Origin of the sequence: Nocardiopsis mangrovi, assembly GCF_042653925.1 — a bacterium.
Lineage (GTDB): Bacteria > Actinomycetota > Actinomycetes > Streptosporangiales > Streptosporangiaceae > Nocardiopsis_B > Nocardiopsis_B mangrovi.
The window spans coordinates 107,001-128,151 of the sequence record NZ_JBHSFQ010000016.1; the positions used below are offsets into that span (position 1 = coordinate 107,001).

At 73.7% G+C, this 21,151-nt stretch carries 18 protein-coding genes; 7 read left to right on the forward strand and 11 right to left on the reverse strand.

Annotated elements, in window-relative coordinates:
- Positions 1-55: 55 nt before the first annotated feature.
- Together ACFO4E_RS17090 and ACFO4E_RS17095 are read right to left on the reverse strand one after the other, a co-directional pair.
- The gene (locus ACFO4E_RS17090) at positions 56-1,534 is read right to left on the reverse strand and encodes an NADH-ubiquinone oxidoreductase-F iron-sulfur binding region domain-containing protein (RefSeq protein WP_378576018.1); all 1,479 of its coding nucleotides are present in this window, start codon (positions 1,532-1,534) and stop codon (positions 56-58) included.
- Positions 1,531-2,385, reverse strand: coding sequence for a hypothetical protein (locus tag ACFO4E_RS17095; RefSeq protein ID WP_378576020.1), 855 nt, complete (start codon positions 2,383-2,385; stop codon positions 1,531-1,533). The genes ACFO4E_RS17090 and ACFO4E_RS17095 overlap by 4 nt, the downstream gene beginning before the upstream one ends.
- 314 nt (positions 2,386-2,699) lie before the next feature.
- Here ACFO4E_RS17095 and ACFO4E_RS17100 point away from each other — a divergent pair, with 314 nt between their 5' ends.
- The 4 genes from ACFO4E_RS17100 to ACFO4E_RS17115 all read left to right on the forward strand — a co-directional run bounded on the left by ACFO4E_RS17100 (position 2,700) and on the right by ACFO4E_RS17115 (position 7,370).
- Positions 2,700-3,320, forward strand: a complete 621-nt coding sequence (locus ACFO4E_RS17100; RefSeq protein ID WP_378576021.1) for a hypothetical protein — start codon at positions 2,700-2,702, stop codon at positions 3,318-3,320.
- 153 nt (positions 3,321-3,473) lie between these two features.
- Positions 3,474-4,112 carry a DUF4142 domain-containing protein gene (locus ACFO4E_RS17105; protein ID WP_378576023.1) on the forward strand — a complete coding sequence of 213 codons (639 nt, stop codon included), beginning with the start codon at positions 3,474-3,476 and terminating at the stop codon, positions 4,110-4,112.
- Positions 4,113-4,221: 109 nt separating this feature from the next.
- Entirely contained in the window at positions 4,222-5,355 is a 1,134-nt protein-coding gene (locus ACFO4E_RS17110) for a DUF1996 domain-containing protein (RefSeq protein ID WP_378576024.1), read from the forward strand.
- A 206-nt stretch (positions 5,356-5,561) separates the two neighbouring features.
- Positions 5,562-7,370 carry a phosphoenolpyruvate carboxykinase (GTP) gene (locus ACFO4E_RS17115; protein WP_378576026.1) on the forward strand — a complete coding sequence of 603 codons (1,809 nt, stop codon included), beginning with the start codon at positions 5,562-5,564 and terminating at the stop codon, positions 7,368-7,370.
- 70 nt (positions 7,371-7,440) lie between these two features.
- On the opposite strand, the gene ACFO4E_RS17120 is transcribed toward ACFO4E_RS17115, so the two are convergent.
- The gene (locus tag ACFO4E_RS17120) at positions 7,441-8,598 is read right to left on the reverse strand and encodes an FAD-dependent oxidoreductase (RefSeq protein ID WP_378576028.1); all 1,158 of its coding nucleotides are present in this window, start codon (positions 8,596-8,598) and stop codon (positions 7,441-7,443) included.
- A gap of 234 nt (positions 8,599-8,832) precedes the next feature.
- Between ACFO4E_RS17120 and ddaH the strand changes: the two genes are divergently transcribed.
- Both ddaH and ACFO4E_RS17130 read left to right on the forward strand, forming a co-directional pair.
- A complete protein-coding gene (ddaH, locus tag ACFO4E_RS17125; protein WP_378576029.1) occupies positions 8,833-9,699 on the forward strand; it encodes a dimethylargininase in 867 nt (288 codons plus the stop codon).
- 98 nt (positions 9,700-9,797) lie between these two features.
- A complete protein-coding gene (locus ACFO4E_RS17130) occupies positions 9,798-10,745 on the forward strand; it encodes an oxygenase MpaB family protein (protein ID WP_378576031.1) in 948 nt (315 codons plus the stop codon).
- A 133-nt stretch (positions 10,746-10,878) separates the two neighbouring features.
- Here ACFO4E_RS17130 and ACFO4E_RS17135 read toward each other — a convergent pair whose 3' ends face one another.
- On the reverse strand, positions 10,879-11,820 hold the full coding sequence (locus ACFO4E_RS17135; protein ID WP_378576032.1) for an anti-sigma factor RsbA family regulatory protein: 942 nt from the start codon (positions 11,818-11,820) through the stop codon (positions 10,879-10,881).
- Between the two features lie 676 nt (positions 11,821-12,496).
- Between ACFO4E_RS17135 and ACFO4E_RS17140 the strand changes: the two genes are divergently transcribed.
- Positions 12,497-13,270 carry a bestrophin-like domain gene (locus ACFO4E_RS17140; protein WP_378576034.1) on the forward strand — a complete coding sequence of 258 codons (774 nt, stop codon included), beginning with the start codon at positions 12,497-12,499 and terminating at the stop codon, positions 13,268-13,270.
- 75 nt (positions 13,271-13,345) lie between these two features.
- Here the strand turns inward: ACFO4E_RS17140 and ACFO4E_RS17145 are convergent, their stop codons facing one another.
- The 7 genes from ACFO4E_RS17145 to ACFO4E_RS17175 form a co-directional block, all read right to left on the reverse strand.
- Positions 13,346-13,720, reverse strand: coding sequence for a hypothetical protein (locus ACFO4E_RS17145; protein ID WP_378576035.1), 375 nt, complete (start codon positions 13,718-13,720; stop codon positions 13,346-13,348).
- Positions 13,721-14,520: 800 nt separating this feature from the next.
- Complete coding sequence (locus tag ACFO4E_RS17150; protein WP_378576037.1) at positions 14,521-14,829, reverse strand: MoaD/ThiS family protein; 309 nt, start codon at positions 14,827-14,829, stop codon at positions 14,521-14,523.
- Between the two features lie 4 nt (positions 14,830-14,833).
- Positions 14,834-15,934: a WD40/YVTN/BNR-like repeat-containing protein gene (locus ACFO4E_RS17155; RefSeq protein ID WP_378576038.1), complete on the reverse strand. Its 1,101-nt coding sequence runs from the start codon at positions 15,932-15,934 to the stop codon at positions 14,834-14,836.
- A gap of 223 nt (positions 15,935-16,157) precedes the next feature.
- On the reverse strand, positions 16,158-18,134 hold the full coding sequence (locus ACFO4E_RS17160; protein ID WP_378576039.1) for an FAD/NAD(P)-binding protein: 1,977 nt from the start codon (positions 18,132-18,134) through the stop codon (positions 16,158-16,160).
- Positions 18,131-18,934, reverse strand: coding sequence for an ABC transporter ATP-binding protein (locus ACFO4E_RS17165; RefSeq protein WP_378576041.1), 804 nt, complete (start codon positions 18,932-18,934; stop codon positions 18,131-18,133). Before ACFO4E_RS17165 ends, ACFO4E_RS17160 begins: the two co-directional genes overlap by 4 nt.
- Positions 18,931-20,040, reverse strand: a complete 1,110-nt coding sequence (locus tag ACFO4E_RS17170; protein ID WP_378576042.1) for a FecCD family ABC transporter permease — start codon at positions 20,038-20,040, stop codon at positions 18,931-18,933. Before ACFO4E_RS17170 ends, ACFO4E_RS17165 begins: the two co-directional genes overlap by 4 nt.
- Before the next feature lie 5 nt (positions 20,041-20,045).
- Entirely contained in the window at positions 20,046-21,122 is a 1,077-nt protein-coding gene (locus ACFO4E_RS17175; RefSeq protein ID WP_378576044.1) for an ABC transporter substrate-binding protein, read from the reverse strand.
- Positions 21,123-21,151 lie beyond the last annotated feature (29 nt).

Sequence of the window (21,151 nt, forward strand, 5' to 3'; positions counted from 1 at the left end):
CCGGGCGCCGTGTCCCCCGGGGCGGACCGCCGCGCCGGGGGACACGGGAAGCGGATCAGGGCGCCGTCGCCTCGTCGATCCGCAGGGCCAGCGCCGGGCACATCTCCACGGCCTTCTCCGCGGTGTCGCGGAACTTCTCCGGGACCGCCATGACCGTCTTCTGCGGGTAGCCGTTGCCGTCGAGCTGGACGAGGTCGGGCGCCAGGACCGAGCACAGGCCGTGGCCGTCGCAGCGCGACCAGTCGAGCAGCATCTTCGACGCCCCGGTGGTCACGGTCGACAGCGGCAGCACCTTCTTGGTGCGCGGGTTGCAGGAGCCCGCCGCCGCGTGGATGGCGATCTCGTCGGGGAACGCCGCCAGCGCCGACCGCGCGAACCGGGCGGTGCCGTCGGGGTGCGAGCACGCGCCGCGGCCCTCGCCGATCAGCGCCGCCTTCAGCACCGCCTCGGGCTCGCCTTCGCCGGCGGCCAGCTCGCTGAAGGTGCGGGCCAGCTCGGGCAGCCCGCGGAAGCAGGGCCCGCACTGGTCGGCGCTCTCGCCCGCCATGTAGTGGAGCACGCGCGCGGTCTCCTCAAGGGGGCAGGCGTCCTCGCTCAGGGGGGCGACGATCCCCGCCCCCAGGGCGGCGCCGGCCGCCTTCATCCCGGCCCGGGAGACCCGCACGGTGTTCGCGGCGTCGGCCGACAGCCACGCGCCGTGGTAGCCGCCGATCAGCACCCCGCGGCCGGCGGTCGTGCCGCACAGTTCCAGGACGTCGCGGAGCAGGACGCCCGTGGGGGTCTCGACGATCGTGGGGTCGCCGTTCCCCGGCACGCTCACCGTGAGCAGGACGGTGCCCGGCTCGGTGGGGATGCCGACGGCCGTGTACAGGTCGGCGCCGAGCTGGGCGATCAGGGCGAGTTGCGCGTAGGTCTCGGCGTTGGAGAGCAGGGTGGGCACCCCGCCGACACCGCTGTCCGCGGCGCGGACCTTGCGGCCCGGCGGGATGGGGACCTGGCCGTTGATCGCGCGGACCAGGGCGCCGCCCTCGCCGGAGATGAACCGCTCGGGCACCCGCACCACGTGGAACGCGAGGTCGGAGTCGCGCTCGTCGATGGCCTCCAGCAGCGACCGCTCGCCCGGGCCGTCGGCCACGCCCACGATGACCTCGGGCGCGTTGAGCGACCAGGCCGCGAGTTCGGCGCCGTCGAGGACGAGGTGCGGGGCGCGGGTGAGGAGCATCTCGTCCTTGCGGGCCGCCGGCTCGCCTTCCGTGGCGTTCACCACGACCCGCACCGGCGACTGGCGGCGGTGCGCGGAGCGCAGCACCGCCGCGTACTTGCGGGCGAAGGGGAAGCCGGCCCCGCCGCGTCCGCGCAGGTCGGCGACTCCCGCGAGGGCCATGAGGTCATCGGGGGGCAGCTGCGGCGGGGTGCCGTGCACCGCCCGGTGCTCGAGTATGCCCAGCCGGGTCCGGGTCTCGAGGCCGGAGGTGATCCGGGCCGGTCCGATGTTGCGGACCGTCAGGGCCTCCTCCCCGGGTTCGAAGATCACGGGTTCCTGCTCCCTTCGCGGATCGCCGCCCAGAACTCCGCGTCCTCCGCCATGGCGGGCTGCGGCTCGGCCGGGGCGTCCGCCATGCCGTTGCGGACCACGGTGACCGTGCGCTCCGGCTTCTCCTCGGGCTCCGGCTCGGGCTCCGCCGTGCGCTCCGGAACGCTCACGACCATGCGCAGCACCAGCATCGTGGCGACCGCGAGCATGCACAGCGTGTACCCGAGGATCACCCACCACGCGGGGGTCCGCCCGGCGGTGAGCCCGTGCACCATCGCCATCGGCCAGCACACGTAGGCGGAGACGTGCAGCGCCCGCCACATCCACGGGCGCGACAGGCCGACGAAGCTGGACCGGAACACGCCCGTGACGATGATGAAGAGCAGCAGGTCGGACGCCAGCACGCCGAAGAGGACCGACGCGTCCAGGCCGATGGGCACGAACGCGTTGTAGAAGCGCGGTGCCCCGTAAGCGATTTGCAGCGTGATGTGGGCGATGAGGAAGCCGACCGCCGCGATCGCCGACGACCGGTGGACCACCTGGAACCAGACGCGGTCGTGGATCGTCGCCACGAGGCGGTCGGTGGCGGCGAGCCCGAAGACGACGGCGCCGGTCAGGCCGACCAGGGCGAAGACCCCGGAGTAGGTCCAGAGGAAGTCCTGGACCAGGCGCAGGAAGCTGACCTGGTTGGGTGCCGCCACCGCGATGACGCTGTTGGCGGCGACCGCTGCGAGCAGGAGCGCCGCCCACAGCCATGGGCGCTGGAACGAGCGCGTGGCGTCTCTCGGGGCGGCTTCCGTGGGGGTTGTAGTGGTGTTTTGGGGGGGCCGCGGTTGGCGCCTTTCGAACATGTCCGTCCTCCACCGTAGCGGTCGAATGGATGCCCTGTGCGGGGACACCGTTGTGCCGCTGGGGTTCATGGAATGGAAGGGCTGCGCGCTGGAAGACACTAGCACCAGCTACGCCGGTTTTGTCGTTGAATCGTGCCGATCCGCACCGGCCCGCAAGAGGGGTCTTTCGTCCCTTCCCAACGAAGTTCCCGAAGAACGCCCAGCTCACGAGACCCGGGCGTAACTTCTTTCGCCGGCATTGAACCGATCGCGCCGTCCTTACGTATCTCCAACCGATAACGGCCCGACGAGGGGCCACCTACACGAAGCCCGGAATGGAAGAGACTGTGGACGCACGCACCACGAGAACCCTGCTGCTGACCGGGGGCGCCGTCGTCGTCCTCACCGCCGCGGGCTGCGGCTACGGCGGCGACGCGGGGGCGACCGGCGACCCCGCTCCCGCGGGTGAGGCCGGTGACGCCCCGGCGACGGGCGGCGCAACGGCGATCAGCGTCGATTCCGAGACCGCCCTCGGGTCGGTCATCACCGATGCCGACGGCTGGACCCTCTACGTGTTCACCGAGGACTCCACCGAACCCCCGACCTCCACCTGCGTGGACGACTGCGCCGAGCAGTGGCCGCCGGTCGTGGCCGAGGGCGAGGTCGCGGCGACGGGGGTCGAGCAGGCGCTCTTCGCCTCGACCGAGCGCGAGGACGGCACCGAGCAGCTCACCATCGCCGGCTGGCCGCTCTACCGCTACGCGGGCGACGCCGCTCCCGGCGACGTCAACGGCCAGGCGTTCGCCGACCAGTGGTACGCCGTGACCCCCGAGGGCCAGATGGTCGAGGGCGCCGGCGGAGGCGAGCCGGCCGGCGGGGCGGAAGGGGGAGAGGAGGCCGAAGGCGGCGGCGATTCCACCGGTGGCGGAGACGGCTACAGCGGCGGGGGTTACTGAAGCGAGATCGCCGTGTAGTGTGCCGGACTGCCGGATATCGGTGACGGCGGAAACGGCGTCGCGGGCTTCCCGCCCCGGACTTTTCAGGTCCTGACCAGCCGATATCCCAGATCCCCCGAGCTTCACGGAAAATCCCCGGAAAGGAAACGGCCTGTGCGCAAGCTCCAGATCCGGTCGTTGAAGTACATCGAATTCGCGGGCGTCGTGGCGTTTCTCATCGTCTCGTCGCTGACCATTTTCATGGTCGTTCCCAACGGCGCGACCTCGGTCGCCGGCGTCTTCTGGCAGGACTGGAAGTCGACGGAATTCGGCCCGCTCGGCCCCGCCGACGTCGACGCGTTGATCAAGGTCAGGCAGGCCGGCCTCTGGGAGATCCCGGTGGGCCAGCAGGCGGCCGACCGCGCGGCCAGCGACGACGTCAAGGACGTCGGAGCGCTGCTGGCCGCCGACCACATCAAGCTCGACGAGCAGGTCCGCGGCGTCGCCGAACAGCTCGACGTCGTCCTGCCCAGCCTGCCCAACCCGCAGCAGCAGGTCTGGATGGACGAGCTGTCCGGGCTGTCGGGAGAGGAGTTCGACCGGGTCTTCGTCAACCGGCTGCGCGCGGCGCACGGGTCGGTCTACGAGGCGCTGGCCGAGGTCCGCGCGGGTACCCGCAACGAGCTCGTCCGCAGCTTCATCCAGAGCGGCCTGCTGGTCGTCATGCGCCACATCACCCACCTGGAGAGCACAGGGCTCGTCGAGTACGAGAAGTTGCCCGAACCCCTGCCGCCCGAGCGGCGCCCGGCCTGACCCTTCTCCATCACCGTGATGGAGGGGAGAGGAGAAGCGAGAGATGCGAGAACCCTGGAGAAACGACCGTAAGAACCGGGAACCCGGATCCTGGAAAGGGATCCGGGCCATGCCCGTGATCGGGGTCACCGCGGCGGCCGCACTGGTGCTCGGCATCATCTTCCTGGCCCCCGTGAACGACGGCGGATCCCTCGCGCAGAACGTCGGAATCGGCCAGAACAGCCACGGCGGCGGCCACGACGGCAACGAAGCCGCGTGGGGCGGCGACGGCGGGCAGGGCGGCGAGGACGGCCAAGGAGGCGACCAGGGCGGCGATCAGGGCGGCGAGGACGGCGGGATCGGCGGCGGCGGAAACGGGCCGGTCGCCGAGGACTTCGTCGACATCGCCCAGGTCCCCGCGGTCGCGCCCCCGCCCGAAGCCCAGGAGGGCGGTTCCACCGGGACGTTCGTCACCGAGTGCGGTGTCAACGCCAACGGGCTGTTCAACTCCGAGAACGTGATCGTCGCCCCCGGTGTCGAGCACGGGGCCCAGCACACGCACGACTACGTCGGCAACCAGAACGTCAACCAGTTCACCGAGGACATCGACGCCAACAACCAGCTCCTGCTCCAGGGCGAGAGCAGCTGCGACAACGGCGACAAGTCCATGCACTACTGGCCGGTGCTGCGCGACACGACCCAGGAGGGCGCCGACGCCGATGTCTCCGGCGGCGGCCTCGACGGCAACATCGGCCGGATCATCACGCCGTCGCAGGCGACCTTGGAGTTCCGCGGCAATACCGTGTCCGATGTCACGGAGATGCCCGAGTTCCTCCAGATCATCACCGGCAACGCGCGCGCGTTCACGACCAACGGCGCCAACGCCAACGCGCAGTGGACCTGCACCGGGTTCGAGGACCAGATCTCCGGCGACAAGTACCCGCTGTGCCCCGAGGGCAGCGACGTCGTGCGGATCATGGACTTCCCGAGCTGCTGGGACGGCCAGAACATCACGAGCGAGGACAAGCGCTCCCACATCGTCTTCCCCGACGGCGCGGGCGCCTGCCCCGGCGGCACGCAGGCGGTGCCGCAGCTCCGCCAGACCCTCGTCTACGAGGTGCCGGAGGGCGCCAACTTCGCCGTCGACGGATTCCCCGAGGAGCAGCACAAGCCCATCACCGACCACTCCGACTTCATCAACGTGATGCCGCAGGAGCTGATGGCCACCGCGGTCGAATGCATCAACAGCGGACGCGACTGCTGACGATCGCGGTAGGCGCCCGGCGGCCGACGGGAAGTTCCCGGCCGCCGGGCGCCGTCGTGTCCGGGACCGCCGCGCGGCCCGTCACCGCCGCCGCGGGAACTCGAAATAGACCATTGGTCTCTACCTCTTGTCTAGGCCAACTGGCCTGATCGCGGGGGTATCACCGATGATGCGGAGCAGACCGACGAAAAGGAGCCGCTGTGTCTATGAGTGTCCCTGGCGATGAGGCCGCCCCCACTGGCCATAGAGAGTTGCTCACCTGGGTCCGCGAGGTCGCGGACCTGACCCGGCCGGACGAGGTCGTCTGGTGCGACGGGTCCGACGAGGAGTGGGAGCGCCTGACCGGTCTACTGGTCGAGCAGGGCACGTTCATCCGGCTCAACCCGGAGCTGCGGCCGAACAGCTTCTACTGCCGGTCCGACCCGGGCGACGTCGCTCGGGTCGAGGACCGCACCTTCATCTGCTCCGAGCGCGAGCAGGATGCGGGCCCGACCAACAACTGGGTCGCCCCCGCGGAGATGCGGGCCACGTTCGCCGGCGTCTTCGCCGGGAGCATGCGCGGCCGGACCATGTACGTGGTGCCGTTCTGCATGGGCCCGCTGGGCGGCGACATCTCCCAGCTCGGGGTCGAGATCACCGACTCGCCGTACGTGGTGGTGTCGATGCGGATCATGGCGCGCATGGGCGCCGCGGCGCTGCGCCTGATCGAGGAGAGGGGCGACTTCGTCAAGGCGGTCCACTCCGTGGGCGCCCCGCTGGAGCCCGGCCAGGCCGACGTCGCATGGCCGTGCAACACGACCAAGTACATCTCGCACTTCCCGGAGACGCGGGAGATCTGGTCCTACGGCTCCGGGTACGGCGGCAACGCCCTGCTCGGCAAGAAGTGCTACGCGCTGCGGATCGCCTCGGTCATGGCCCGCGACGAGGGGTGGATGGCCGAGCACATGCTCATCCTGAAGATCACCCCGCCGGAGGGAGACCCCCGCTACATCGCGGCGGCCTTCCCGAGCGCCTGCGGCAAGACCAACCTCGCCATGCTCCAGCCCACCATCCCGGGCTGGAAGGTCGAGACGGTGGGCGACGACATCGCGTGGATGCGGTTCGGCGCCGACGGGCGGCTGCGCGCCATCAACCCCGAGGCCGGCTTCTTCGGCGTCGCCCCGGGGACGGGCGAGGCCACCAACGCCAACGCCGTCGCCACCCTGTGGGGCAACAGCATCTTCACCAACGTCGCGCTCACCGACGACGGCGACGTGTGGTGGGAGGGGCTGACCGAGGAGCCGCCCGCGCACCTGACCGACTGGCGGGGGCGCGACTGGACGCCGGCGTCGGCGGATCCGGCCGCCCACCCCAACGCCCGGTTCACCACGCCGGCCGGCCAGGCGCCGACCATCGCCGCCGAGTGGGAGGACCCCGCGGGCGTGCCGATCTCGGCGATCCTGTTCGGGGGGCGCCGCGCGACGGCGGTTCCGCTGGTCAGCGAGGCGTTCGACTGGCAGCACGGGGTCTTCCTCGGCGCCAACGTCGCCTCGGAGAAGACCGCCGCGGCCGAGGGGGCCGTCGGCGAGCTGCGTCGCGACCCCTTCGCCATGCTGCCCTTCTGCGGCTACAACATGGGCGACTACTTCGCCCACTGGCTCAAGATGGGCGCCGCCGGCGACCCGGAGAAGATGCCGCGGATCTTCTACGTCAACTGGTTCCGCAAGGACGACGACGGCCGCATCGTGTGGCCCGGCTTCGGCGAGAACATCCGGGTCCTCAAATGGATCGTCCAGCGGCTCCAGGGCGCGGCCGACGCGGTGGACACCCCGATCGGCCGGCTTCCGGCCGCCGACGGGATCGACACCGAGGGCCTGGACCTGACGCCCGGCGAACTGGAGTTCCTGCTCTCGGTCGACCGCGGCACCTGGCGGCGCGAGGCCGAGCTCATCCCGGAGTTCTTCAAGACCTTCGGCGACCAGCTCCCCGACGCGCTGTGGGAGGAGTACAGCGCCCTGCGCGACCGCCTGGCCTGAGCGGAGCCCGGCCCGCCCCCGCCCGTCCTGCGGCGGGCGGGCCGGGCGCCTCCGGCCGGGCGGGTCCGCGTCACCGCCGTACGCGGGCCCGGCCGACGGCCAGCTCGGCGGCGCGGACCGCGCTGTTGACGGAGATCTCGCCGCGCATCCCGGGGGCGGCCACCATGTCCCCGGCCAGGAACACACCGTCACCGCGGTCGATCGCGGGCCGGTCGCGCCACGTCGCGCCCGGCGGGTCGACCGCGCCGGTGCGGCCCCGTGCCACGGCGGTGCGCCGCCACGTCGTCCGCTCCTCCCAATCGGGGAGCGCCGACCCGACGAACCGCTCCAGCCGGGCCTCGGCATCGGCGCGGGACTCTCCGGGGCGGATCGGGATGTCGGCCTGGTACAGCGACTCGCCCGGGGGCGCGACGGAGGGGTCCTGCATCGAGTAGCACTCGATGAACGCGCCTTCGTCCAGGTCGAACAGGATGAAGAGGTCGCGCCGGGTGCCGCGCACGGCCGCGTCGAGCATCAGGCAGTCGCCGCTCTCCCACCGCAGCGAGTCGTCGCCCAGCAGGACGCGGGCCGACGACAGCTCGGTGGCCACGACCACCGGTCCGGTGGAGGGCGGCTCGGTGACACGCGAGCCGGTCTCGACGCGCACGCCGAGATCCCGTGCGCGGGCGGCCATCCGGTCGGTGACGCTGTTCCAGCCGCCGGCCACCCACCGCACGGCCGGGAGGCGGGGGGCGAACACCCGGTGCAGGAGCCCCCACACGAACGCGGCCGAAAGCGCTCCGGTGTCGGCGCGGTAGGTCACGACGGAGATGGCCGACGCCGCCTCCGCGGCGGCGCGCTCGCCGTAGCGCTCGCCGGCCCAGCTCTGGAAGTCGCGGTCCACCGGGGCGGGGCGATTGCGGTCCCGGACCATCCGCAGCAGCCCGGCGGTCGGCACCCGCCGCACCCGGCCGCCGGACCGGAAGCCCAGCTTCGCCGCCGCGCGCAGGGGCGGCCGGCACAGCGGGCCGGTGAGCCCGCGCTCGGTGAGCCAGGTCCAGTGGGGGCCGTCGGCGTAGAAGACGTGCGGGCCCTCGTAGGCGACATAGGGTCCCTCCGTGCCACGGGCCCGTCCGCCCAGTGCGCCGTGCGCTTCGTGGAGGGTCACCGCGGCGCCCGCCTCCGCGGCGGTGATCGCCGCGGCGAGTCCGGCATGGCCGCCGCCGATGACCGTGATCTCCCGTTTCATGGTGTTCCGCCTTTCCGTTGTCTCGTCATTGGTGACCCGGCGCGCGGAGCGGATGTGACAGGGGCGGCGGTGTGACGTGGGCCATCCCGTCGCCCGCGCGTGCGGCGCGGGACGAGGCGGATCGGACACCGCGCGCGGAAACGCCGATCGGGGCGGAAACCACGCAACGATCCTCCGCTGACGGGCAATGAATGCCTCTTGGGCGGGGACGACCGCCGATCGTACTGTCAAAAGGTGACGACACCTTCCGTTTCCCTGATCGGCCCCGCGGCCCAGGAGCGAACCGCCACCCCCCGGCACTACCTGATGTGCCCGCCCACGCACTTCGACGTCCGCTACGCGATCAACCCGTGGATGGACCCCGGCCGCCCGGTCGACAGGGGCCGCGCCCTCGCCCAATGGGAGCACCTGCGCGCCGTCTACACCGGGCTCGGCCACCGGGTCAGCCTGCTCGACCCCAGCCCCGGCCTGCCCGACATGGTGTTCACCGCCAACGGCGCGGTGGTGGTCGGCGGCACCGCCTTCGGCGCCCGCTTCCGCAACCCGGAGCGCACCGCCGAGGAGGCCGCCCACCTCGCCTGGCTGCGCGGCCGCGGGCTGGACGTGCACGCCTCCGGCACGGTCCACGAGGGCGAGGGGGATTTCGCCGTCACGTCGTCGCTGATCCTGGCCGGTACGGGGTTCCGCACCGACCAGGCCGCGCACATGGAGGCCCAGGAGCTCTTCGGGCTCCCGGTCGTCGGGCTGCGGCTCGTCGACCCCCGCTTCTACCACCTCGACACCGCCCTCGCCGTGCTCGACGACGGCCGTGCTTCGGGGCGGGCCGACATCGCCTACTTCCCGGGGGCGTTCTCCGGCGCCGCGCAGCAGGTCCTCGCGCGGCTCTTCCCGGACGCCGTGCGCGTGGCGGAGGCCGATGCGCTCGTCTTCGGGCTGAACGCGGTCGGTGACGGCCGCAACGTCGTCCTCCCCGTGCAGGCCGCGGGGTTCGCCGCGCTGCTGCGGGACCGCGGGTACCACCCGATCGGGGTCGACACCAGCGAACTCGCCCGTGCGGGCGGCGGCCCCAAGTGCTGCACCCAGGAGATCCGCACGGCGTGACCGCTCCACCGGCGGGCGTGCCGCGTGACACCATCGGGCACAGCAACGGCCGGCGGTGCGCCGCCGGCCGGCCGTCCACCCGCCGGAGAGGAACGACCGTGCCCCGTCACCCCGCCCCCGTGCCGCAGGCTCCCCACCGCGCCGACCGGAGGTACTGGCTGCGCCGGATCGCGGCCCTGGACCCGGAGGCCGACCACCAGGAGATCTACCGCATCTCGGCCGGACACGAGTTCCCCTGGGACTACACCAGGTCGCTGGAGCTCGCCCTGTTCAAGACCTACTGCGTGCCCTCGATATCGGCGCTGCTGGACGCCACGGGGGAGTTCGCCGTGCGGGCGCAGAAGCGCTACGACGACACCGTGCTGCTGATGGCCGAGATCGCCGCCCACGGCTACGACTCGCCCCGGGGCCGGGAGTCCCTGCGCTCCATCAACCGGATACACGGCCGGTTCGCGATCTCCGACGACGACATGCGCTACGTACTGTCCACGTTCGTCTACGAGCCGGTGGACTGGATCGACCGGTACGGCTGGCGGCGGCTCACCCGCCACGAGCGGCTGGCGGCGTTCCACTACTACAGCGAGGTCGGGCGGCGCATGGGGATCAGGGACATCCCGCCGACCTTCGACGCGTTCGCGGCGTTCAAGGCCGCCTACGAACGCGAGCACGTCCGGTTCGCGGAGTCCAACGCCCGCGTGGGCGGGGCCACGGTGGACCTGTTCGCCTCCTGGTTCCCCGCGCCGGTGCGCCCCCTGGCCGGCCTCGGCGTGCGGGCGCTCCTCGACGACCGCTCCCGCGAGGCGTTCGGCTTCGCCCCGGCCCCGGCCTGGGCCGTGCGCGCGGTCCAGCGGGCGCTCGTGGCGAGAGGCCGCCTGGAGACCCAGCTCCCCCCGCGCAGGACCTCCCGCCTGGCGGCCGACCCCGGGAACCGCACCTACCCCGGCTACCCGCAGGGCTACGCCGTCGCCGGACTGGGCGCCGAGCCCCCGGCCGCGGACATCGACCCCGTGTGGCTCCGCCGGAAGGCGGCAGCGGGCACCCACTGACCCGGCGTACGCGGACCGGGCACCGGGGTCCGGCCCGGACCCCGGTGCCGCGCCCGTACTCAGGGGCGGCGGCGCCGGGCCGTCCGGTGGAGCCGCACCGGGGGGACCGGCTTCCGGGGCGACCCGGCGGACGTCAGCTCCGCAGGAGCATGTGCATGCGCACCACGGTCCGCCCGTTCGACGACGCCATGTGCACCCGGTCGCACAGCTGCCGGACCAGCCACAGCCCGCGCCCCCGCTGGTCCAGGGGCGGCGGGGACCCCTCGAACGGCGCCAGCGGCGCGTGCAGGGTGTCGTCGGCGACCTCGCAGATCAGCTCGTCCTCCTCGGTCCAGAACCACACGTTGCCGTACCCCGCGCCGTGCAGGATGACGTTGGTGGTGACCTCGTTGACGGCGAACACGAGGTCGCGCGCCCGCGCTCCCGGCACGTACAGCCGCCGCGCATAGGACATCGCCTCGTCGCGCACGCCGGCCAGGTCGATCGCGTCGAACCGGCCGCCCATGGGGTTGGCCGGCACGAGCAGCGACTCCGGTTCCGGGTCCTTGGCGGTGAACACCGTGGGGTGGACGAACTCGCCGCTGGCCATGGTGCGCGCGCCCACCAGGATCTCGGGGTGCGTGCGCTGCGCGTCCTCGATGATGGGCTCCGGCACCACCCGGGAGTCGTAGGGGCAGACCACCTGCATGTCCCGGCCGCCGAAGAGGACGTTGAGGGTGGACTCCAGGCAGGTCCACGCCGTGACCTCACGCCGCGACCGCCCCCGCCAGATGGGCTCGGCGATGATCCGGACCCGGCCCCCGGTGCGCGGCGCGTGCCGGCGCCAGTAGCGGTCGACCGCGGTCAGGCGCTCCGGCGGGCGGCGGCCGAACGCCATGGAGTCGATGTAGTCGATGCGCCCCGCGCGGGCGCCCAGTGCGCCGCGCAGCAGCTCGATGTTGGCCGCGGTCGTCGCCGCGAGGACGGGGTCGTCCGCCGCCAGGCCGTTGCCGATGAACGGCAGCGCCATCGACAGGAATTCGTCGTCCGAACCGTAGACGCAGGTCTGGTGCACGAGCCGGCGGTGGTCAGACATGGTGGTGCCGGCCGCCGGAGGACAGGGCGCGGGCACCGCGCGGCGGCGCCGGCCGCTGTCCCGGCGTGCGGGCGCGCAGCGCAAGGCGCGTCGTCGGCCTCCCACCACCGGAGTAGGCCGTCCCGGGCGTCTGTGCCGCCATGCTGGACGCCTCCTCAATGGCGTCTGGAGTGTTCGCGGACGAGATGTGTCCCGGCCCGGGCACCACGGGCCGGGAAGGCCGCCCGGAGCGGGAACAGAGCCGTCAAGATACCGATTCCACCCCGCTCCCAGGTCGGAAATTCGAAAATTCATCGTCCGCCGCGTTCCGGGCACCTGCCAGCGGGCGCCGGCGCCCGCCGAATACGGGCCGTACCTGGCCCCCAGGTTGCCGGGAACACGGGATGCGCCGCTCCGCGGGAGGTGGGGCGGGGGGTGCGCGTGTGATCGGCGCCGCCGGTGATCCGAAATCGGGAATGACGACCGTTCTTCGACGTCAATGTGAATCGGCTGGTGCGATTACCGGGAAAGAAAAGGGTCCGAATTCGCGGGGGAATGGCGCCCTGCTCGCCGGCACCCGGCCGGATGCCTGAAGTGCCGGAAGAGGGCCGGATCAGCGTGGTAGGGGGAAACGTGCGCTTCCGCAGACCGGCCGCCGGCCGGGCAGCGGCCTGTTCCTCTACCTCATGGGAGAGCGATGACCCTCAGCCTCATCCTCGTCGTCTTCGTCCTGGTACTCCTGCTCATCGCGGGGGTGGTGGTCGCTCGCAAGGTGGGGATCTCGACCGATGACTCCGACGGCGCCATCGGCATCCTGATCGTCCCGTGCGTGCTGTCCATCTTCCTCGTCGCCATGGCCATGGGCCTGGTCATCGGCTGGGAGGGCAACCAGAGCGCCGCCGGCATCGACACCGACGAAGCGGCGGCGGCCACGGCCCTCTACTGGAGTACGTCGGCCCTGCCCGCCGAGAACGGCGACCGGATCCGCGCCGACCTGCGCGACTACGTCGAGACCACGATCGAGAGCGACTGGCCGCGGATGCGCCAGCGCTCCCTCAGCCCCGACGGCGACGCCGCGCTGGACCGGCTCCGGGCGAGCGTGAACGCGGTGCCGACCGACGACCCCGTGGTGGCCCTCGACCGCTTCACCGCGCGCGACGAGGCCGGCCGGCTCGCGGAGATGCGGGTCCAGCGCGGCGACGCCGCCGCCAGTGAGATCCCCCGGGTGATCACCATCGCGGCGACCATCAGCGGCCTCGCGGTGGTGGTCCTGCCGTTCGGCATGGGCGTGCGCGGCTCGCGCGCCCGGGTCTTCTGGGCCGTGCTCAACCTCGTGTTCGTCGCGGCCACCGTGGTCATGCTGCTCTACCTCGACAACCCGTACGCCGGCGTGCTCGCCATCGGGCCCGAGTCCATGGAGGACGCCCTGGCCGGATTCGACCGGATCGACGCGTCGATGCCCGGGGACTGACCCCGGACGGGCGGCACGGGGCCGGCGCGGGAGTGCCCGCGCCGGCCATGGCCACCGGCGGTCCCGGCGAACGGGTCAGCGGCGTGCGCGCGACGCGCCGACGGCGGCGGCCACGGCGATCAGCACGACGAACACCATGATCTGCAACGGGCTGAACCCCTCAAGGGAGCCGCGCTCACTGGGGTCGCGCAGGGGGACGGCCGGCACGACCAGGACGGGTTCGGGGTGGGGCCCGGCCGCCTCGGGCGGCGGTTCGGGGGCGGGGGCGGCGGGCGGAGCGGGGGCGTCGGCGGCCTCCTCCGAAACCCGGGGGGCCTCCCTGGTGTCGGGCCGCGCGGCCGATGCGGGCTCGGCGGGGCGCTCCGGGGCGGGGGGCGGTTCGGGCTCGGCAGGGGCCTCCGGGGCGGAGGGCAGGGGCGGCAGCGGCGGCACGGGAGGTTCCGGCGGCACAGGGGGTTCCGGCGGTTCGGGCGGCTCCGGAGGCTGCGGCGGGACCGGCGGTTCGGGAGGATGCGGCGGCCCCGGGTGCTCAGGGGGCTTCGGCGGGTGCGGGTGGTGGGGCGGGTGCGGCGGCCGCTCGCGTTCGGGCGGCTCTTCCGGTCCGGGGGGCGCGGGCCGGCCGGGCGGAGCCGGCGGGCACGGCGCGCCCCCTTGGCCGGGCGGGTGCGCCGCGGGCTCCACCGCCGCGGTGGCGCTCCCGGAATCCGCGGTGGCACCGGTACCCGGGCCTGCCCGGACCCCCGCGTGCGCGGGTCCGGCGGCGACGGCCGCCGGGAGCAGGCAGCAGACGGCGACGAGGACGGCGCCGGTCATCGGGCGGTGACGGGGGGCGGGGCGATCGTGCGGCATGGAGGGCGCGGCTCCTCAGTGCGGCCGGTTTCACTCGGTCCCCACCTTGTAACACGCCGCGGTCGTGCGGCGGGCCGGGATGCCGGGATCGGTGCCGGGCCGCACCGCCGATTTCCCGCCTTTTCCTCCCGTGACGCGCGATGCACCCGATGTGCGCGGCCCCCGCGGCCGCCGGCCCACCCGGACACCAGGTTCGCGCCTCCCCGGCCACGGGGGCCGGAGAGGCGGGCGCGCACAGACGCCGAAGCGGGGCCGGTGGTGCCCGTGAGACGACCCGGGCCGCGCCCGTCACGCCGGCCCTGCCCGGTGCGGCCGCCGGCGGTCCGGCCCGCGCGCCGTGCGGCCGGTGCCGGCCCCGGAGGAGGTCGCGGCGCACTGACGCCCGGGCGGCTCCGGGGCGGTCAGCCGCCGGCGACCGACGGCAGGACCCGGACCTCGGCTCCGGGGCGGACGGGGGCGTCGAGCCCGCCGACCGCACGGCACTCGTCGTCGTCGACGAACACGTTGACGTAGCGCCGCAGCGCGCCCTTTTCATCGCGCAGCCGCCCCCGGAGGCGCGGGTGCAGCCGGGTGAGCTCGTCGAGCACCTCGCGCAGGGGGACGTCGCGCACGCCGCCGGCGGCGGGCCCTTCGTCGGGGAAGACGGTGATGCGCGCGGCGCCGTCGCACTCCTGGCGCAGTGGCGCGGGGATGAAGACCAGGACGCTCACGGCGCTACACCTCCACGGCCCGCACGCACAGCACATCGGGCAGGTGCTCGGCCACCGTGGTCCACTCGCCGGTGTCGTCGGTGGTGGCGAAGACGTCGCCGCTGCGCGTGCCGAAGTAGAACCCCGGGACCTCGGCGCCGTCGGTGCAGGAGGCGTCGCGCAGCACGATGCCGTAGTAGGGGCCGCTGGGCAGGCCCTGCTCGTGGGCCTTCCAGGTGGCGCCGGAGTCGCGGGTGCGCAGCACGCGCAGCCGGTTGTCGGGGGGCAGGTGCACGGCCTGGCTGACGACCGGGAAGTTCCAGACGTCGCCGGGCACGTGCGGATGGGCGGTCAGGGCGAAGCCGAAGTCGCTGGGCAGCCCTTCGGCGATGGAGGTCCAGCCCTCGGCGGGGTCGGCCGAGCGGTACACGCCGTGGTGGTTCTGGGTGAAGAACACGCCGTCGGCGTCGGTGACGACCTTGTGCACGCACTGGCCGTACTCCGGGAACTCGTCGGGCAGGAAGACGGCGCTGATGCCCGCGTTGGCGGGCTCCCACGAGGCGCCGTCGTCGGTGGTGCGGTAGACGCCCCCGGTGGACATGGCGATGGTCATGGAGTGCGGATCGGTGGAGCCGGCGCGCACCCTGCCCGGCAGGACGGTGTGCACGGCCGCGCCGCCCGCCCCCGGCCACCAGTCGGCGTGGTGGGGGTGGTCCCACAGGGGCCGGTTCAGCTCGAAGGTCAGGCCGCCGTCGGTCGAGCGGAACAGCGCCGTGGGCTCGACCCCGGCGTAGACGGTGCCGGGCTCGGCGCCGTAGGCGAACTGCCAGACGCGGGTGAAGGCGGCGTCGACGTCGTCGGGGAAGGCGATCGGAGCGGTGTCGGGCTCGTGCCATGTCGTGCCGAGGTCGTTGCTGTGCCACACGCTGGGGCCGAAGTGGGAGCTCTCGGCCCCCACGAGGATCCGCCGGGTGTGCGGGTCGACGCCGATGGCGTACACACCCGACATGTTCGCGTAGTCCTCGGTGTCGAGCCGGTGCGGCTCGCTCACGCGCCAGGCGCGCCGGTCGTCGCTGGTCGCGGTGAACAGGCCCTTCCGGGTCCCGATGAGCAGGAGAAACGGCATGACGGCCTCCGGGAGTCGAGATGTCGGTCCCACTCTCGCACGCCTGTCCGACATTTACCGGATGGTCTGCGCCGACGCGCGCGGCGCCCCTGGGCCGCGGGCACCGCCGCACCGCACGGCATGTCGCATCGCGCGGCTCTCCGCCGCCGTTCGGGGCCGCGTCCGGGGTCGTCCGCCCGCGATCCGATCCCCTCGGGGGCCGGCCGGACGGCCCCCGAGGGGATCAGCGCGGGCCGGACACAGCGGGATGCGGCCCGCGCAGGGCGAGCACGTGGGCCGCCGCGGCGTCGGCGCCCGCCAGCAGCGGCGAGGGCACGCCGGGGGTGGCGCCGATGGCCGAGCCCGGCTGGACGCCCTCCGCGGGGATGCCCAGCACCACGATCCGCTCGTCGGCGCCGCCTTCGGCGTCGATCGGGTGGAAGCCCTCGCGGGTCACGTCGATGCTGGCGTCGGGGGTGCGGGTGCCGTCGGCGTTGGGCCGCGCGTGCAGCCGCGCCCGCCCGCTGTCCAGGAGCGCGCGCAGCAGCGGATCGCTGGTCACCGACACCTTGCCCTTGGACATGCGCGTCTCGATGAACGCCCGGGCCCGGATGGGGGGCCGGCGTACCGCCGAGCGCCCGATGAAGGCCGGCCCGGCGCCCCCGGCCGGCCCGCCGGGCACCCCGGGGTCGAGGTCGATGGCGGAGTCCTCGCCGAGGAACGCCAGCAGGCCGGCGTCGACCAGGGCGAGGACCTCGGCGGTGCGGCCGGGCGGCGGCCCCGATGCCAGTGCCAGGCCGAGGGGGCCGAACCGGCCTTCGACGTCGCGCACCGCGCTGCGGCCCTCGATGGCCCCGGCGAGGACGAGGCGCCCCACGTGGCCGCGCAGCACCGCCATGGCCCGGTTCACGGTGTTGCGCGGGTGCTCCAGAGGGCGGTGGATGGTGTCGAGTTCGCGGTCGACGTAGTCGGCGACCCACCGGTCCCATGCTTCGGCGGAGACGGGGCCGACCGGATCGGGCCGGTCCAGCCGCTCCACGGAGAACTGCCATCGGGGGTCGGTGACCGTGTCGGCGACGATCCGGTCGACCTCGCCGGCCGGCGCCGCCGCCAGCCGCTCGCGCAGCGGCCCGGCCGCGGTGCCCGGCCGCACCGCCCGCGGGTGGTGGGTGAGCAGGGTGGACAGGTGCGCCCACGCGAACTCCTGGGCCAGCCGCGGCCACACGGCGGTGCGGAAGTCCTGCAACGGGGTGCGGGCCACCTCGGCGAACCACTCCGGGGTGGCGATCTCGGGCCGGTAGCGCGGCGGGAAGCCGCCGGGGTAGACCGCCTTGCTCCGGTAGGGCAGGCCGCGCCGCGACCCGGCCACCAGCAGCGGCTCCCGTCCGCTGGGCAGGTAGCGCAGCCGCGCCGGGCGCCGGGGGTCGCCGGCGGGCTCGAACCGGCCGCCGCGGCCCTCGGTCAGCAGCGCCACCACGTCGAAGAAGTTCGCGCCCAGCCCGGCGACCAGCACGGTCTCGCCGGCGGGCACGGCCGCCCAATCGCGTTCGGCGGGCATCCCCGGCTCGATGTAGACCAGGCCGCCGGTGCGCGCCGCCTCGACGAGCTCGGCGGTCCGCGCCGAGCGGGCCCCCTGCACCATGCCCTGCGCCAGGACGACGGCGGTGCCGGTGACCTCCCGGCCGTCGGCCAGCCGCACGCCGCGCCGGTCCCCGCCTGAGAACGCGGTGACGTCGACCGCGGTGCCGATGACGCCGGTCACCCGGACCCGGCCGCCGGACGCGGCGCGGGCGAGCTGCTCGCGGTAGTAGACGCCCTGGAGCCGCCGCGAGGGATAGGACCACGGCTCGACGGCGGCGGCCTCCGCGGCCACCCACGCCGGGCGGCCGGGCGGGGCGGCCGGGTCGCGCGCCCACTCCACCAGATCGGGGCCGGGCACCACGGGCCCCGACATCGGGGTGGAGTCGTCGGTGAAGATCGTGGTGTGCGCGCTGTAGGTGTTGTTCAGCAGCAGCGGGGACTGGTCGGTGCGCCAGGTGGCGCCCGCGCCGATCTCCACGGCGTCGATCAGCGCCACCCGGACGGGCGGATCTCCGTCGGGGACGCGGGCGGCGAGCCGTTCGACCAGCGCCACGCCGCGCGGCCCCGCCCCGACGGCCACGACGTCGAAGTCCGCCGCGGCGGCGCCCTCGGGGCCGCCCGCACCCGTCGTCCCGGTCACGCCCCTCCTCCCCGCGGCGCGGCCGCCGCGTCGCCCAGCACCGCCGGGCGGACCTCCACGTCGGCGCCCCTGCGCTCGACGCGGACCTCCAGCCCGTATACCTCCCCCAGGACCTTGGCGTCGAACGCCTCCGCCGGCGGTCCGTCGGCGACGATCCGCCCCCCGCTGAGCAGCACCGCCTGGTCGCAGAAGTGCGCCGCGTGGTTCAGGTCGTGGATGGCGATGAGGGCGGTGACGCCCTGCTCGCGGGTCACCGACCGCACGATCTGCAACGTCTCGATCTGGTACCGCAGGTCGAGCGCCGACGTCGGCTCGTCGAGCAGCAGCACGCGCGGCTCCTGCGCCAGCGCCCGGGCGATCAGCACCCGCTGCGCCTGGCCGCCGGACAGCTCCGACAGCCGCCGGTCCCCGAGCTCGCCCAGCCCCAGGCGGTCGATGGCGCCGTCGACCACCGCCTGGTCGTGCGCCGTCGGCCGCAGCCCCATGTGGGGAGTGCGGCCGAGCAGCACCGCCTCCTGCACGGTCAGCTCGAACGGCGCCTCGCTCGACTGCGGCACGTAGGACACGACCTTGGCGTGCTCGCGCCGCGGCGTCCGCAGCAGGTCGCGGCCCGCGAAGGACACCGTCCCCGCCTGCGGGGCCAGGATCCGCGCGATGATCTTGGCGAGGGTCGACTTCCCGGAGCCGTTGGGGCCCAGCAGCGCGCAGAACGTGCCCTCGGCGACGGTGAGGCCCACCCCGTCGAGCACGCGGTGGCGGCGGTAGCCGAACTCCACCGCCGAGACTTCCAGGCCGGTCACGAGGCCGCCCTCCGGGTCAGGATGAGGTTGATGAAGATCGGGGCGCCGATGAACGCGACCACGATGCCGACCGGCATGACCGACGGCGCGAGGACCGTGCGGCCGATCGTGTCCGCCACGAGGAGCAGCAGCCCGCCGGTGAGGAAGGAGAACGGCAGCAGGTAGCGGTGGTCGGCGCCGATGGCCAGGCGCGCGATGTGCGGCCCCACGAGCCCGACGAAGCCGATCACCCCGCAGAACGACACCACCACGGCGGCGAGCACGACCGACAGCGCGATCAGGCCGACGCGCAGCGCGGTCACGTTCACGCCCAGGCTCTTGGCGGCGTCGTCGCCGGCGAACGCCACCGCGTTGAGGTCCTTGGCGAACCACAGCAGCACCGGCAGCGCGACCAGCGCGACGGCGCCGACGATGCGGACCTCCGACCAGGTGGCGTCGTTGACCGAGCCGAACGTCCAGCGCACGATCGCCTGGAGGGTGTTCTCGTCGGCGACGAACTGGAGCGCCGCGGTCATGGCCTCGAACAGCTGGGTCAGGGCGATGCCGAGCAGCAGCAGGGTGGCGGTGCCCAGCGACTTCGCCGACGCCAGGCCCAGCACCAGGGCCGACACCAGCAGCGCCGTCCCCAGGGCGCTGAGGATCACCAGCCACGACGCCGATCCGGACGCGCCGCCGGTGAGCAGGATGGCCAGCGACGCGCCGAACGCCGCCGCCGGGGACACCCCCAGGGTGAACGGGCTGACCAGCGGGTTGCGCAGCAGGCCCTGCATGACCGCGCCGGCGGCCGAGAGCGCGGCGCCGGCGGCGAAGGCCAGCAGCGCCCGCGGCAGGCGCAGCTCGGTGATGATGGAGTACGGCTGCTCGAAGTCGGCGGCGAGCGTGCCGCCGAAGACCGACAGCCGCACCGCGCGCGCCACATCGGCGACGGTGATCCCGGCGGTGCCGATCGTCACGCACCAGGCGACGGCGAGGACCGAGACCGCCGCGCCCGCGACCAGGACCGCCCCGCGCAGCGCGCCCCTGCGCCGGGGGCCGCCCGTTCCGGCGGCCGCGGCGTCCCCCGGCTCCGCCGCGTCCTCGTCCCTGGGCGGGGTCGTGGTGGCCACTGCGGTCACCCGACCTTCCGGATGTAGTCGTCGGCCCCGGTGAACTCGGTGCCCTGGTAGTCCTCCACCCAGCGGCGCAGGTACTCCTCGGGGTCGACGTCGTCGAACTCGCCGGGGTGCAGCCAGGTCGCCAGGTAGAGGGCGCCGATGGCCTTGGACAGCCCGCTGGTGGCCCACCCGTTGCTCACGTAGACCTCGCCGTCCGCCACGGCGGGGACGTCCTGCCAGCCGGGGCGGCCCAGGAGGTCGTCGCCGAGGTCGTCGAAGCGGCCGGAGCCGGTCGGGGTGGCGGCCGGGTCGAACTCGTGGATGATCAGCGCGGGGTCGCGCTCGACCACGGCGGCCGGGTCCACCGTCGTCTCCGACTGCACGTCGCCGCCGGTCTCGACGTCGCCGAAGACGTTCTCGCCGCCGGCCGCGGTGATGATCTGGTCGAAGCCGGATCCGGGCAGCACGGTCAGGTAGGGCTGGACGGTCTCCCAGTACACGGGGACGGCCTCGGTCCCCTCGACCCGCTCGGAGACCACCCCGAAGATCTCGTCGTAGAACCCGGCGACATCGGCGGCCTCGTCCTGGCGGCCGAACACCTCGCCGAGGAGGTCCATCGTCTCGTGGAAGACGTCGAAGTCCCAGGCGGTGGCCACCACCACCGGGATCCCGAAGGACTCCAGTCGGCCGGCGGCCTCCTCCCAGGCGCCGTTGCGCGGGAGGATGAACACGTCGGGGTCGAGCTCGGCGACCGCCTCGTAGTTGATCTCCGACAGGTCCTCGCTGACGACGTCGTCCCCGCCGAGCCCCAGGTAGGGCAGGCGCTCGGCGGACACCTTGTCGATGCCCACGACCGTGTCGCCCGCGCCGATCGCGCGCACGAACTCGTTGCCGTAGCTGTTGAGGACGACCGCGCGCTCCACGGGGCCCTCGATGGTGACCTCGCGGTCGGCGTCGTCGACCACGGTGATGGTCTCGGCGGAGCCGCCGCCGGATTCGGGGACGACCTCGCCGCAGCCCGCGACGAGCGTCGCGAGCGCGCCCGCGGCGGCGAGGGCGGCGAATGGTCGGATGCGGTGCCGTATCGGTGGCATGGGGTGCCTCTTCCGGAGGTGTGGGTGCG

Excerpts from the sequence above, each read along its gene's own strand:
- ACFO4E_RS17095 (WP_378576020.1), bottom strand. The coding sequence starts at position 2,385 with ATGTTCGAAAGGCGCCAACCGCGGCCCCCCCAAAACACCACTACAACC.
- ACFO4E_RS17100 (WP_378576021.1), top strand. The coding sequence starts at position 2,700 with ATGGAAGAGACTGTGGACGCACGCACCACGAGAACCCTGCTGCTGACC.
- ACFO4E_RS17110 (WP_378576024.1), top strand. The coding sequence starts at position 4,222 with ATGCCCGTGATCGGGGTCACCGCGGCGGCCGCACTGGTGCTCGGCATC.
- ACFO4E_RS17115 (WP_378576026.1), top strand. The coding sequence starts at position 5,562 with ATGAGTGTCCCTGGCGATGAGGCCGCCCCCACTGGCCATAGAGAGTTG.
- ACFO4E_RS17120 (WP_378576028.1), bottom strand. The coding sequence starts at position 8,598 with ATGAAACGGGAGATCACGGTCATCGGCGGCGGCCATGCCGGACTCGCC.
- ACFO4E_RS17135 (WP_378576032.1), bottom strand. The coding sequence starts at position 11,820 with ATGTCTGACCACCGCCGGCTCGTGCACCAGACCTGCGTCTACGGTTCG.
- ACFO4E_RS17140 (WP_378576034.1), top strand. The coding sequence starts at position 12,497 with ATGACCCTCAGCCTCATCCTCGTCGTCTTCGTCCTGGTACTCCTGCTC.
- ACFO4E_RS17155 (WP_378576038.1), bottom strand. The coding sequence starts at position 15,934 with ATGCCGTTTCTCCTGCTCATCGGGACCCGGAAGGGCCTGTTCACCGCG.
- ACFO4E_RS17175 (WP_378576044.1), bottom strand. The coding sequence starts at position 21,122 with ATGCCACCGATACGGCACCGCATCCGACCATTCGCCGCCCTCGCCGCC.